Source organism: Cronobacter universalis NCTC 9529, from assembly GCF_001277175.1.
Lineage (GTDB): Bacteria > Pseudomonadota > Gammaproteobacteria > Enterobacterales > Enterobacteriaceae > Cronobacter > Cronobacter universalis.
Genome location: NZ_CP012257.1, coordinates 2,255,785 through 2,268,939, shown reverse-complemented (window position 1 = coordinate 2,268,939; position 13,155 = coordinate 2,255,785). Strand labels below are relative to the sequence as shown.

Genomic DNA, 13,155 nt, shown 5'->3' with positions numbered 1-13,155 from the left:
ACCCTATATAAACAGTCAATCGTGCCGTAAAGTAGTGTAAACGAGTTGAGAAAAGTCTAACGGCATGGTTTAATTCAGGCGTGTTTGACTACCGAGGCCAATTTTGATCCGCAACGACGAGAAGCAAGACCGCGGATAAATTGAAAGATTATGGACAACCTGTTCAATTGTTTTATTTCCCTGTTTTACGTTTCTTCCACTCCTTTTCCTGCCACCTTTCTTTGCGGTGAACAGCACTGGCATACGGCGCTTTAGTCCGTCTCTCTTCTGAATTTTTCAGGCCGTCACTGTACGCCTGTCACTGTTTTAATCGTTTTTAATGACGCGTATTTACGCGCCATCTGATATGCCTGTGTATTTTTTCAGGCAGGAGAGAGATTATGATTTACTGGATTTTATTAGCATTAGCTATTGTGGCGGAAATTACCGGGACGCTGGCATTAAAATGGGCAAGCGTTGGCGGCGGCCACGCCGGATTTATTTTAATGCTGGTGATGATTTCCCTTTCTTATATTTTGCTGTCTTTTTCTGTTAAGCGTATTGCGCTGGGTGTGGCTTACGCCCTGTGGGAAGGTGTCGGGATTGTTTTAATTACGCTCTTTAGCGTATTGCTGTTTAACGAAACCGTGACGGTGCAAAAAGCGCTGGGTCTGTTGGTATTAATTGCCGGGATTTTGCTGATCAAAACCGGCACCCGTACCGTGAGCCGCAACGCGGAGGTGCGTCATGTCGCAGGTTGAGTTACAGCATATTCTCTGGCTGCTGCTGGCGATCGGCCTCGAAATTATCGCCAATATCTGGCTGAAGTTTTCCGACGGTTTTCGCCGTCCGGTGTATGGCGTGGCGTCGCTTGCGGCCGTACTGGCCGCCTTCAGCGCGCTGGGGCAGGCGGTGGAAGGCATCGATCTGGCGGTGGCGTACGCGCTGTGGGGCGGTTTCGGGATCGCCGCGACGGTAGCGGCAGGCTGGATCCTGTTCGGCCAGCGGCTTAACCGCAAAGGCTGGGCCGGGCTTGGGCTGCTGCTGGTGGGGATGGTCATCATCAAGCTGGCGTAAGCCGCAAGGGAACGAGAGAGGGGCGCTGAGCGCCCCTTTTTTTATTCGCTCGCCAGCGCTTCGAGGCGCTCGCGAAAACCGGTGACCGAAATCGCGCGGTTATCGGCGCGCCAGCGATCTTTGGCGGCGGGCGCCGAGCTCTGCACGCCAATCAGCTGCCAGCCGGCGTCGGTGCGCAGCATCAGCGGCGAGCCGCTGTCGCCCGGCAGCGTGTCGCACTGGTGCGCCAGCACGTTACGCTGCGCCCAGCCGGTGATAAGGCAATCCTGATGGCTGTAGAGCGCGTCGAGATGATCTTCCGGGTAGCCGGACTGCGTCACGCGCCGGCCCGTGGCTTTCAGGGCGCGGTTCAGGGCCGCGCGATCGCCTTCGAACAGCGGCAGCGGCGTCAGGCCCGACGGCGGGTTACGCAGAATAATCAGCCCGAAATCTTCCGGCGCGGCGGACGACGGCACAATCCAGCCTTCGCCGTCGGCTTTCAGCTTATGCCCGAGCGACGGCGACACGCGTCCTTCGATGCTGTGAATTTCGTAGCGCCAGGCCCCTTTATGAGACACAAAACGCAGCGCCACCGCGCGATCCGGCGTGCCGTCGGGCGGGGAGAGCAAACAATGCCCGGCGGTCAGCGCCAGGTGCGGCGAGATAAGCGTGGCGGTGCACAGGTTGCCGCTCTCGGTTTCGAGCTGGCCGATGGCGTCCCACGGGGACGCGGCCGGGTCCGGTACGGGCGTGCGGTCATCATGATTGAAAAAGAGGGTCTGAACGTCGCTTGCGGTCTCGGACGCGTCATCGCCCTCGTCGGCGTGCGTAATAAAAACGGGTAATAGTAGCGATCCCAGTAACAAGAAAACGGTTTTGCGCATATCACTCTCTGGTGGGGCAATTATGATTATTAAAGTAACCCTGTGAGGTAACTATAGACGTGACGCGAGCAAAGTGAGAATAAAATCAGCGTGCTAGCGACGTTTACCAGTAAAAAAAGATCGACAGCGCGCCGCATAACAGCAGCAGCGTCAGGATTATTTCAAACTGATAACGGCGGATCATATCGGGCCTCCGGAAACGCAGCCCGCGCGTCCGGCGCAAACGGCGACGCGCGTGCCTGAGCGCGCAGGCCTGACAAAAGCGGCGAAGAAAAACGGCGGGGCGTGAGGAGACTATAACGGCGCGACGGGGCGGGCGTCCGTAGGTGATTAGTATCGGCGTGTAACGGAATGTACACACCGGGCGCGCGGCCCGGCGTATACAACGGCGCTAAAGATAGCGCGCCGTCAGGTGCTCGCGGAAATAGCGCGGGTTGAGATCGTCGCCGGTGGCGTTAATCATCAGCTGCGAAGTGGTAAAGCGGCTGCCGTGCTGCCATACCGACTGGCGCAGCCAGTCGAACAGCGCGCCCAGATCGCCCGCGGCAATCGAGGCGTCCAGGTTCGGCAGCGCCTGGCGCGCGGCCTGGAAAAGCTGGGCGGCATACATCGCGCCAAGCGTATATGACGGGAAGTAGCCAAAGCCGCCATCCGTCCAGTGAATATCCTGCATACAGCCGTCGCGGTAGTTGCCGGTGGTGGAGATCCCCAGCCACTGCTGCATTTTTTCATCCCACAGGGCCGGAATGTCATCCACTTCAATATCGCCGTCGATCAGCGCCCGCTCAATCTCATAGCGCAGCACTACGTGGGCCGGGTAGCTCACTTCATCGGCATCGACGCGGATAAAACCTGGCTTCACGCGCTGGTTCCAGGCCAGATAGTTCTCTTCCTCAAACGCCGGTTGCTGACCGAAACGCGAGACGACCTGCGGCAGCAGCAGCTTCAGGAACGGACGGCTGCGCCCGAGCTGCATTTCGAAGAACAGGCTCTGGGACTCATGGATAGCGGTGGAGCGCGCCAGCGCCACCGGCTGGCCCGGCCATTCGCGCGGCAGGTTTTGCTCGTAACGGGCGTGGCCGGTTTCGTGGATCACGCCAAACAGCGCGCTGAAGAGTTCGTTTTCGTCATAGCGGGTGGTAATTCGCACATCTTCCGGCACGCCGCCGCAGAACGGGTGCGCGCTGACGTCCAGCCTGCCGCCGTCGAAATCAAAGCCGAGCAGGCGCATCGCCTCAAGGCCCAGCTCGCGCTGCTGCGCCACCGGGAACGGCCCCTGCGGTGTGATCAGCGCGGTGCGCTCCTGTTTCTCCACCGCGCGGGCGAGGAGATCCGGCAGCCAGGATCGCAGATCGCCAAATAGCGCATCGAGGCGCGCGCTGGTCATGTCCGGCTCGAAAATATCGAGCAGCGCGTCATAGCGCGAACAGCCTTTAGCTTCGGCGCGAATGGCGGCCTCTTCACGGCTCAGCTTCACCACCTCTTTGAGATTTTCCGAGAAGCCGTCCCAGTCGTTGGCCGGACGCTGGCTGCGCCAGGCGTGTTCGCAGCGGCTGCCCGCGAGCGATTTGGCCTCGACCAGCGCTTCCGGCAACAGCGCCGCCTGCTGGTAATGGCGCTGCATTTCGCGCAGGTTCGCCTGTTCGAGATCGTTTAAGTCTTCCTGTTCCGCGCCGCGCAGCCATTCGGCCATTTTTTTATCGGTCAGGATCTGATGCTGCAGCACGCTCAGCTCCGCCAGGGCTTCGCCGCGCGCACGGCTGCCGCCCGGCGGCATCATGGCGAACATGTCCCAGCTGGCGATAGCCGAGAGATGAGAGAAGCGGGAAAGCCGCAGGAACGTGCGGCTAAGCTGTTGATAGTTTTTGTTTTCCATAAGGCCTCGTGACGTTGTCGGCAAGCTGAAAAGGTAGCACTAACCCTGACGAAACACGAGGCCTGGCGGGCGATTAACGGACGCGGCGATGCAGCCCGCCGCCGACCAGCAGCGCCAGCACCAGCAGGAGCGCGATAAACCCGCCGACGCCGTTCCAGCCGTAGCGGTGCCAGAACAGCCCGCCGAGCGTGCCCGCAAAGCTTGAGCCCAGGTAATAGCTGAACAGATAGAGCGAGGACGCCTGGCCTTTGGCGCGCCGCGCCCGCGGGCCAATCCAGCTGCTGGCGACGGAGTGGGCGGCGAAGAATCCGGCGGAGAAGAGCAGCATACCCGCGAAGATCAGCCACAGCGACGAGAACAGGGTGAGCAGCAGGCCGCACAGCATCACGCCGGTAAAGCCGAGCATCACCGGGCCGCGGCCGAAGCGCGCGGTCATCGCGCCCGCTTTCGGCGAGCTCCAGGTGCCGGTGAGATACGCGACCGACAGCAGGCCCACCGCCGCCTGGCTTAAATGCCAGGGCGAAAGCATCAGCCGGTAGCCAATGTAGTTAAACAGCGTCACGAACGCGCCCATCAGCAGAAAGCCCTCCGCGAACAGCAGCGGCAGGCCGTCGTCGCGCCAGTGCAGGCGGAAGTTAATCAGCAGCGTGCGCGGGCGCAGCGACGAGGCGCGAAAATGACGAGAGGCCGGAAGGATTTTCCAGAACATTAATGCCGCCGCGAGCGCAAAGCAGCCGATAAACGCCATCGCCACGCGCCAGCTGAAGAAATCGGTGATAACCCCGGTGAGCAGACGGCCGCTCATGCCGCCAATCGAGTTGCCGCTGATGTAGAGGCCCATCGAGAACGCCACCATGCTGGGGTGGATCTCCTCGGAAAGATAGGTCATGCCGACGGCCGCCACGCCGCTCAGCGACAGCCCAATCAGCGCGCGCATCAGCAGAATGCCGTGCCAGCTGTGCATCATGGTGGCGAGCAGGGTGCAGATGGAGGCCAGCAGCAGGGCGGTGACCATCACATTCTTGCGCCCGATGGCGTCGGACAGCGGCCCGGTGAACAGCAGCCCCACGGCCAGCATCCCCGTGGCGACCGAGAGCGAAATACTGCTGGCGGCGGGCGTGACGCCAAATTCCTGCGACAGCACCGGCAGAATAGGCTGTACGCAATAAAGCAGGGCGAACGTGGCGAGACCGGCGGAGAAGAGCGCGAGCGTGACGCGCATAAAAGCGGGCGTGCCGCGTTTGATGTACGTTGCCGGCGCGGCAGTAACGGCATCGTCAGCGGCCTGCGCCGGGGCGGCGCTGACGGTAGTGGTACGACTCACAGCATATCCTTACGTAATATCCCCGCGATTGCTGGCTGCGGGTGAGGCACACACGAAGAGTAGAAAGCGGCGAATCATCTGTCTAATATATTAATAATCTCAAATAATACGTATTAAATATGAATATCGAACTGCGTCATCTTCGCTATTTCGTGGCGGTGGCGGAAGAGCTGCATTTCGGCCGCGCCGCCGCCCGGCTGAACATCTCCCAGCCGCCGCTGAGCCAGCAGATCCAGGCGCTGGAAGCCCAGACCGGCGCGCGGCTGCTGGCCCGCACCAACCGTAGCGTCACGCTCACGGCGGCGGGCCGGCAGTTTCTCGCCGACAGCCGCCAGATTTTAAGCGAAGTGGAAGCCGCGGCGGTGCGCGCCGCGAGGCTGCATAACGGCGAGACCGGCGAACTGCGCATCGGTTTTACCTCGTCGGCGCCGTTTATCCGCGCCATTTCCGACACGCTTTCCGTGTTTCGCCGTCGCTACCCGGATGTGCATTTGCAAACGCTTGAGATCAACACCCGCTCGCAGATAGCGCCGCTGACTGAAGGGCGGCTCGATGTGGGGCTGATGCGCAATACGCCGCTGCCGGAGACGCTCGCCTGGCAACTGGTGCTGCGCGAGCCGCTGCTGGCGCTGATCCCCTGCGATCACCCGCTCGCCGCGCGCGAGGCGGTGTCGCTGAGCGAGCTGGCGGGCGAGCCGTTCGTCTTTTTCGACCCGCACGTCGGCACCGGGCTGTATGACGATATTCTCGGGCTGTTGCATCGTTACGGCGTGCAGCCGCGCATTACGCAGGAGGTGGGCGAGGCGATGACGATTATCGGGCTGGTGGCGGCGGGGCTCGGCGTGTCGATTCTTCCGGCCTCGTTTCAGCGCGTGCGGTTAGAGGAAATGCGCTGGGTAAAACTGCGCGAGCCGGATGCAATTTCAGAAATGTGGCTGGTCTGGGCGCGGCATCAGGAGCAAAGCGCCGCGGCACAGCGTTTCATTTCCCTGCTTAACGGCGCCGCGCAATGGCCGGAAACGGCGGCGAATCCCCGTAAAAATGTGCGGTAAATCACAAGGCTAAGTAAAAATTTGACGCGCCCTGGCGAAGTGATTCACCATAGCCGAATGTTTATTTCGAAGCGCGAAAATAAGGGAGTGAGACGTGGTTGCTGACAGTCAACCGGGCCATATCGATCAGATAAAACAGACCAATGCGGGCGCTGTCTATCGCCTGATTGATCAGCTTGGCCCGGTATCACGTATCGATCTTTCCAGACTGGCGCAACTCGCCCCCGCCAGCATTACCAAAATCGTGCGCGAAATGCTGGAAGCGCATCTGGTTCAGGAGACGGAAATCCAGGAGCCCGGCAGCCGTGGCCGTCCGGCGGTAGGGCTGGCGGTGGAAACCGATGCCTGGCACTACCTTTCAGTACGCATCAACCGCGGCGAAATCAACCTCGCGCTGCGCGATCTCAGCAGCAAACTGGTGGTGGAAGAGCAGCTCGACCTCCCGTTGCAGGACGCCCGCCCGCTGCTCGATCGTATTATCGACCATATCGATCGCTTTTTTATCCGCCATCAGCGCCAGCTGGAGCGCCTGACCGCCATCGCCATTACGCTGCCTGGCGTGATTGATACCGAACACGGGCTGGTGCGCCAGATGCCGTTTTACGATATCACGGACATGCCGCTTGGCGCGGCGCTGGAGGCGCATACCGGCGTGCCGGTGTTTGTTCAGCACGATATCAGCGCCTGGACGATGGCCGAAGGGCTGTTCGGCGCGTCACGCGGCGCGCGCGACGTGATTCAGGTGGTTATCGATCATAACGTCGGTGCGGGCGTCATCACCGATGGCCGCCTGCTGCACGCGGGCAGCAGCAGCCTGGTGGAGATTGGCCACACGCAGGTCGATCCTTACGGCAAGCGCTGCTACTGCGGCAACCACGGCTGTCTGGAAACCATCGCCAGCATCGACAGCGTGCTGGAGCTGGCCCAGCAGCGAATGAACCAGTCGATGGGCTCGATGCTGCACGGCCAGCCGCTCGGCGTGGAATCGCTGTGCGACGCGGCGCTGGCGGGCGATCTGCTGGCGCGCGATATTATTCTCGGCGTCGGCGTTAACGTCGGGCGCATTCTCGCCATTATGGTTAATCTCTTTAATCCACAAAAAATTCTGATTGGTTCGCCGCTTAACCGGGCGTCCGATATTCTCTTTCCGGCGATCGCTGACGCGGTTCGCCAGCAGTCGCTGCCCGCCTACAGCCGGAACATCAGCGTGGAAAGCACCCAGTTCTCTAACCGCGGCACGATGGCGGGCGCAGCGCTGGTGAAAGACGCGATGTATAACGGTTCGTTGTTGATTCGCCTGTTGCAGGGGTGACAACTTTTCCCTGATCCACTAAAAATTGCGCTATCTCAAGCTGACCCCGAAAGTCTTCTTTTAGACTTTTGCCACTGGATCATTCTCTTTAACACATTGGCAGATGGAGTCAGCGATGCTTAAGCGCGTCTTTATTACCGGTACAGATACCGCCGTCGGGAAAACGGTGGTGTCCCGCGCCCTGTTGCAGGCGCTGGCCGCCACCGGCAAACGCGTGGTGGGCTATAAGCCGGTGGCGAAAGGCAGCAAAATCACGCCGGAGGGGCTGCGCAACAAAGATGCCCTGGTGCTGCAAAGCGTGTCCACCCTGACGCTGCCGTATGAGGCCATCAATCCCATCGCATTCAGCGAAGAAGAGAGCAGCGTGGCGCACAGCTGCGCCATTAACTATTCGCTGCTGTCAAACGGCCTCGCGCAGCTGTGCGAACAGGCGGATCACGTCGTGGTGGAAGGCACCGGCGGCTGGCGCAGCCTGATGAACGATTTACGCCCGCTCTCCGACTGGGTGGTGCAGGAGCAATTACCGGTGCTGATGGTGGTCGGCATTCAGGAAGGGTGTCTGAACCATGCGCTGTTGACCGCCCAGGCGATTGCCAGCGACGGTCTGCCGCTGGTGGGCTGGGTGGCGAACCGTATTAATCCGGGGCTGGCGCATTACGCGGAAATTATCGAGGTGTTAAGCCAGAAATTGCCTGCGCCGTTGATAGGCGAATTGCCGTACCTGCCGCGCGCCGAACAGCGCGATTTAGCGAAGTGGGTGGATGTCACGCGCCTGGGCGCGTCCGATCCGTTGCGCGCTGTGGTGTGAGTGGTTTTATGGCGGGTGCGCTGCGCTTACCCGCCCTACGGAACAGACGGTGGGTCAATAATGTAGGGCGGGTAAGCGGAGCGCACCCGCGTTATGGAACAGACGGCAGGAGAATAATGTAGGGCGGGTAAGCGGAGCGCACCCGCCGTTTTACTCACCCCTCGTGAATATTGAGCGCCCGCCGCGTGCGACCGGAACTGAGATAATCGGCGATATAATCCTGCGAAATCTCGCCGCTGTAACGGCCGTCTTCATCCACGATCGGCATCCAGACCGTGTTGTGCTCGTACAGACGCGATAACACCACGCGCAGGTTATCCTCCGCTTTACCGGTCACCCGGAACGGGTGGGTGATATCGGCGCAAACGCCTGTCGCGCCGCGCGCTTCGCGACGTTTTACAAACCCCAGCGGCTTCTCGTTTTCATCCACCACCGTCACGGAACGCATATCGTTGTCGTCCATCAGCGCGAACGCCTCTGCAAGCGGCGTCGACGTGCGCACTGTGATGGTCGGCTGTTTATCGGTCACATCGCCCGCCTGGATCAGCAGCAGGCGTTTGAGCGTGCGATCCTGGCCGACGAAAGAGCCGACAAACTCGTTGGCCGGTTTCGCGAGCAGCTCGTCTGGGCTGGCGCACTGAATGATTTTCCCCTGGCGGAACACCGCGATGCGGTCGCCAAGCTTGAGGGCTTCGTCGATATCGTGGCTCACCAGCATCACCGTTTTCTTCAGCTGGCGCTGCATTTCCAGGAACTGATTCTGGATAACCTCGCGGTTAATCGGGTCTACCGCGCCGAAAGGTTCATCCATCAGCAGCACCGGCGGATCCGCCGCCAGCGCGCGGATAACGCCGATACGCTGCTGCTGGCCGCCGGACATCTCTTTCGGGTAGCGGCTCAGGAAGCGTTTCGGGTCCAGCGCCACCATCGCCATCAGCTCGGTCGCGCGTTCCTTGCAGCGCGCTTTATCCCAGCCCAGCATCCGCGGCACCACGGTGATGTTCTCTTCAATCGTCATATTCGGGAACAGGCCAATCTGCTGGATGACGTAGCCGATATTGCGGCGCAGCGTGACGGTATCGAGATCGGTCGTGTCTTCGCCGTTAATGAAAATCTTGCCGCCGGAGGGCGCTATCAGCCGGTTAATCATCTTCAGCGTGGTGGTCTTGCCGCAGCCCGACGGGCCGAGCAGCACGCACATTTCGCCTTCCGGCACGTTCAGGTTCACGTTATCGACGGCGTTAAACGTCTGGCCGTTCTTCTGCACAAACTGTTTGGTGAGGTTTTCGAGTTTAATCATTAGCGGATCCCCTTCGGCGTCAGCACAACCTGCAGGCGGTGCAGTAACCAGTCCAGAATAATGGCCAGTAAACAGATCATCAGCGCACCGGCGATAAGCATACGAATGTCGCTCCCGCCGATGCCGTTAAGCAGCAGTAGCCCCAGGCCGCCTGCGCCGATAACGGCGGCGATCGCCATAACGCCGATATTCATCACGACGGCAGTGCGGATGCCGCCGAAAATCACCGGCAGCGCCATCGGGATTTCCACCCAGCGCAGGCGCTGCCAGAACGTCATGCCGATACCGCGACCGGCTTCGCGCAGCCCCGGCGGCAGGCTGTCGAGCGCGGTATGGGTGTTACGCACAATCGGCAGCAGCGAATAGAGAAACACGGCGGTGATGGCGGGCAGGGCGCCAATGCCCTGGCCTATCAGCGAGAAGAGCGGGATCATCAGCCCGAACAGGGCGATGGACGGAATGGTCAGCACCAGCGTCGCCAGCCCCAGCACCGGCGTGGCGAGCCATTTATGGCGCACAATCAGAATGCCGAGCGGCACGCCGATGACAATCGCGAAGCCCACCGCCAGCAGCACCAGCCACAGGTGCTGGAACGTGAGGCTCGCCAGGAAACCGGCGTTATCGATCATATAGTGAATGGTATCCATCATCCCTCCTTAAAGCAGACCTTTGTCGCGCAGGAAGTCGCGGGCGACCTGCTGCGGCGTCTGGTGATCGATATCCACCTTCGCGTTAAGCGTGGTGATGGTCTCGTTGTCCATCAGGCCGGAGATCGTATTCAGCGCCTCCTCAAGCCCCGGATTCGCCGCCAGCGTATCCTTGCGCACGACCGGCGTAACGGCGTAGCTCGGGAAAAAGCCCTTATCATCCTCCAGCACTTTTAGATCGAAGCCTTTCACGCGCCCGTCGGTGGCGTAGACCAGGCCTGCGTCCACAAAGCCGTCGCGGATGGCGTTATAGACCAGCCCCGGGTCCATCTGGCGGATCTGCGGGCGGTCGAGCGGCATGTTGTACGCCTGTTGCAGCGGCTTCATGCCGTCGCTGCGCCCGTAAAACTCCAGGTCGAGCGCCAGCATCCAGTTGTTATCCGGGTCGGTTTTGCGCACCTGTTCGATTTTCTCCGCCAGTTGCGACATCGTCGAAATATGCTCCTCTTCGGCGCGTTTGCGCTGCATCGCGAATGCATAGGTGTTGTTCATGCTGGCGGGTTTCAGCCACACCAGCCCGAGCTTCGCGTCGAGCTTTTTCACCGTGTTATAGGTTTCCTCGGGCGTCATCCGCTTGTTGATATGGTTGAAGATAATGAGCGAGGTGCCGGTGTACTCCCAGGTCATGTCCACCTGTTTGTTGATCATGGCGTTGCGCGAAATCACCGTGGCGATATTGGTGCGCGGCTCCACCTGAAAGCCTTTCTTTTGCAGGTACAGCACCGTCATGGCGGAGAGAATATGTTGCTCGGTAAAGCTCTTGGTGGTGAGCACCAGCGGTGCTGCGCGAGCGGCGGTTGTAGCCAGCAGCAGACCTGCGGCTGCAATGGTCAGCCAGCGATTCAGCAGGGTCATCGAAAGCTCCTTATCATCAGGCGGTATGCGGACTGAGCACGCGGCCCAGTGCTGCAAGCGCCATATCCAGAATCAGCGCGAACAACGCCGTCGCGGCGGCGCCAAGTATGAGCGTCGGGAAATCGTTCAGGTAGATGCCGGGGAAAATCAGCTCGCCGAAGCTGCTGGCGCCGATAAGAAAGGCCAGCGGCGCGGTGCCGACGTTAATGGCGGTGGCGATGCGGATACCCGAGAGCATCACCGGCCAGGCGTTCGGCAGCTCCACCTGCCACAGCCGCTGGCCTTTGGTCATGCCGATACCGTTAGCCGCTTCAATCAGCGAGCCTGGCACCGAGCAGAGCCCGGCATAGGTGTTACGCACAATCGGCAGCAGAGAGGCGAGGAACAGCGCCACGATAGCGGGTTTATCGCCAATGCCGACGACGACCATCGCCAGCGCCAGTACCGCCAGCGGCGGCAGGGTATTGCCGACATTAAAAATCTGCATCGCGTATTCCGCGAAGCGGCGCGCGGCCGGGCGGCTTAACAGAATGCCGCTCGGGATACCGACGGCGAGCGCCAGCGCCATAGAGCTGAACACCAGAATCAGGTGCTGTTTACCCAGATAAAGCAGATCTTCGCGGCGGGCGGCGATGGTTTGAGGGCCGATGCCCCAGACCAGCAATCCGATGACGACCGCGAGCCCGGCCAGCGCCCCGATGGCGCGTAAAGTCAGTGAGGCTTTCTGCATGAGGCGTTGTCTCCCTGGTGCACGTTTTATGGCGATGAGGATCGCCTGTTGTTATGCCGTGTGTCGGCAGGGTGTATTGACCTATAGCAACCGGGCGGGAAGGATTCCACATTGCGTTACCTTTACCCGGCGAATGATTTACCCCGGCAATTAACGATTTTCCCTTACCCCGCCTCGTTTAATGGGGGTGACAGAGAATTATCTTAAAAGGGGCGGGCGCTAAGTGACACCGTAACAATCAACCGGGCTGTGACGAAAAAATCCCGGTATAGCGCGCAGTTATGATAGGGTCGGAAAAAACCGAAACAAGAAGACGGAACGTAAAACGATGGGGCTGTTGATAAAAGCGCTGCTCGGCGCGGCGGTCGTGGTGCTGATAGGGATGCTGTCGAAAACGAAAAACTATTACATCGCCGGGCTTATCCCGCTCTTCCCGACGTTTGCGCTGATCGCCCACTATATCGTCGTCACCGGGCGCGGCGTGGAGGCGCTGCGCACCACGGTGATTTTCGGTATGTGGGCCATTATTCCTTACTTTGTCTATCTGGCCTCGCTGTGGGTGCTAAGCGGCATGGTTAAAGTGCCGCTGGCGCTCGGCGGCGCGGTGGCCTGCTGGTGCCTGAGCGCCTGGCTGCTGATTGCGCTCTGGAGCCGCTTTCACTAACGGTAGAGCGGTTTTTGGGCCACGGGCATGAGAAGCCCGCTGCGCCAGTGGGCAAGCGTCGCGCGGGTCAGCTCGCCCAGCGCCTCGTAAAACGGATGCTGAGCCTGCGCGCAGAAGACCTCCAGAAAGCGCGGCGCGAACGGCAGCAGATGCCAGGCCAGCAGTTCATCCAGCTCGCGGGTTTTTCCCTGTTCCGCAAGCCAGGCGGCCAGCAGCAACAGCAGACCGATATGATCCGCGGGTTCATTTAGCGGCGTTTCAAAAGCGATGGCGTTGTCACGCAGCCAGCTCTGTAACGCAAGCGTGGAGTCGCCAAACAGCACCGACTCGCGATCGAGCCAGACCGATCCCCACGGCGGCGCGGGCAGCGCGTGCGGGCCGATAAAGAGCCGCTGCCACGCCTGCGCCAGCGTTTCGTCATGGGTGTTCAGCATGACGAACCCTGCCATACGCGCGGTATCGAGCGCGCAGGGCCATTCCCGCTCCCAGCCTGGCGCGCGCAGCGCGTCGACGATAGCGTGCGCCTCGGGCGCCTCCGGCGAGTAATAAAAGAGCGCGCCCAGAATGCGGGCGCAACAGGCGATATCCGTTAATTTTTCTTTCACTGC

General features: G+C 60.5%; 14 protein-coding genes. 6 read left to right on the top strand and 8 right to left on the bottom strand.

All coding sequences use genetic code 11. The features are described from left to right. Positions 1 to 380 precede the first annotated feature (380 nt). Positions 381 to 740, top strand: coding sequence for a multidrug/spermidine efflux SMR transporter subunit MdtJ (gene mdtJ, locus AFK65_RS10480; protein WP_007697205.1), 360 nt, complete (start codon positions 381 to 383; stop codon positions 738 to 740). After that, the gene (gene mdtI / locus AFK65_RS10475) at positions 727 to 1,056 is read left to right on the top strand and encodes a multidrug/spermidine efflux SMR transporter subunit MdtI (protein WP_007697206.1); all 330 of its coding nucleotides are present in this window, start codon (positions 727 to 729) and stop codon (positions 1,054 to 1,056) included. Before mdtJ ends, mdtI begins: the two co-directional genes overlap by 14 nt. Before the next feature lie 41 nt (positions 1,057 to 1,097). On the opposite strand, the gene AFK65_RS10470 is transcribed toward mdtI, so the two are convergent. The 3 genes from AFK65_RS10470 to AFK65_RS10460 all read right to left on the bottom strand — a co-directional run bounded on the left by AFK65_RS10470 (position 1,098) and on the right by AFK65_RS10460 (position 5,119). Then, a complete protein-coding gene (locus AFK65_RS10470) occupies positions 1,098 to 1,919 on the bottom strand; it encodes a trypsin-like serine peptidase (protein WP_038857125.1) in 822 nt (273 codons plus the stop codon). Between the two features lie 391 nt (positions 1,920 to 2,310). Continuing rightward, positions 2,311 to 3,795 carry a carboxypeptidase M32 gene (locus AFK65_RS10465; protein ID WP_038857127.1) on the bottom strand — a complete coding sequence of 495 codons (1,485 nt, stop codon included), beginning with the start codon at positions 3,793 to 3,795 and terminating at the stop codon, positions 2,311 to 2,313. A 73-nt stretch (positions 3,796 to 3,868) separates the two neighbouring features. Continuing rightward, positions 3,869 to 5,119, bottom strand: a complete 1,251-nt coding sequence (locus tag AFK65_RS10460) for an MFS transporter (RefSeq protein WP_053531644.1) — start codon at positions 5,117 to 5,119, stop codon at positions 3,869 to 3,871. Positions 5,120 to 5,238: 119 nt separating this feature from the next. On the opposite strand from AFK65_RS10460, the gene AFK65_RS10455 reads away from it, so the two are divergent. The 3 genes from AFK65_RS10455 (at position 5,239) to bioD (ending at position 8,291) form a co-directional block, all read left to right on the top strand. Next, positions 5,239 to 6,171, top strand: a complete 933-nt coding sequence (locus AFK65_RS10455) for a LysR family transcriptional regulator (protein WP_053531643.1) — start codon at positions 5,239 to 5,241, stop codon at positions 6,169 to 6,171. 94 nt (positions 6,172 to 6,265) lie between these two features. Next, positions 6,266 to 7,483: a sugar metabolism global transcriptional regulator Mlc gene (gene mlc, locus AFK65_RS10450; protein WP_053531642.1), complete on the top strand. Its 1,218-nt coding sequence runs from the start codon at positions 6,266 to 6,268 to the stop codon at positions 7,481 to 7,483. 115 nt (positions 7,484 to 7,598) lie between these two features. Then, positions 7,599 to 8,291, top strand: a complete 693-nt coding sequence (bioD, locus tag AFK65_RS10445) for a dethiobiotin synthase (RefSeq protein WP_053531641.1) — start codon at positions 7,599 to 7,601, stop codon at positions 8,289 to 8,291. A gap of 154 nt (positions 8,292 to 8,445) precedes the next feature. Here the strand turns inward: bioD and osmV are convergent, their stop codons facing one another. From osmV to osmY, 4 genes are read right to left on the bottom strand one after another with little or no spacing between them, the layout of a single operon-like run. Then, positions 8,446 to 9,591, bottom strand: coding sequence for an osmoprotectant ABC transporter ATP-binding protein OsmV (gene osmV, locus AFK65_RS10440; protein ID WP_053531640.1), 1,146 nt, complete (start codon positions 9,589 to 9,591; stop codon positions 8,446 to 8,448). Further along, positions 9,591 to 10,238 carry an osmoprotectant ABC transporter permease OsmW gene (gene osmW, locus AFK65_RS10435; RefSeq protein WP_004387234.1) on the bottom strand — a complete coding sequence of 216 codons (648 nt, stop codon included), beginning with the start codon at positions 10,236 to 10,238 and terminating at the stop codon, positions 9,591 to 9,593. Before osmW ends, osmV begins: the two co-directional genes overlap by 1 nt. A gap of 9 nt (positions 10,239 to 10,247) precedes the next feature. Beyond that, a complete protein-coding gene (osmX, locus tag AFK65_RS10430; RefSeq protein WP_007697231.1) occupies positions 10,248 to 11,153 on the bottom strand; it encodes an osmoprotectant ABC transporter substrate-binding protein OsmX in 906 nt (301 codons plus the stop codon). 16 nt (positions 11,154 to 11,169) lie between these two features. Next, positions 11,170 to 11,883: an osmoprotectant ABC transporter permease OsmY gene (gene osmY, locus AFK65_RS10425; RefSeq protein ID WP_053531639.1), complete on the bottom strand. Its 714-nt coding sequence runs from the start codon at positions 11,881 to 11,883 to the stop codon at positions 11,170 to 11,172. Positions 11,884 to 12,211: 328 nt separating this feature from the next. On the opposite strand from osmY, the gene AFK65_RS10420 reads away from it, so the two are divergent. Beyond that, the gene (locus AFK65_RS10420) at positions 12,212 to 12,547 is read left to right on the top strand and encodes a GlpM family protein (RefSeq protein ID WP_004387237.1); all 336 of its coding nucleotides are present in this window, start codon (positions 12,212 to 12,214) and stop codon (positions 12,545 to 12,547) included. Here the strand turns inward: AFK65_RS10420 and dmsD are convergent. After that, positions 12,544 to 13,152, bottom strand: coding sequence for a Tat proofreading chaperone DmsD (gene dmsD / locus AFK65_RS10415; RefSeq protein WP_053531638.1), 609 nt, complete (start codon positions 13,150 to 13,152; stop codon positions 12,544 to 12,546). The two genes, AFK65_RS10420 and dmsD, sit on opposite strands and share 4 nt — an antisense overlap. Between the last annotated feature and the right edge of the window lie 3 nt (positions 13,153 to 13,155).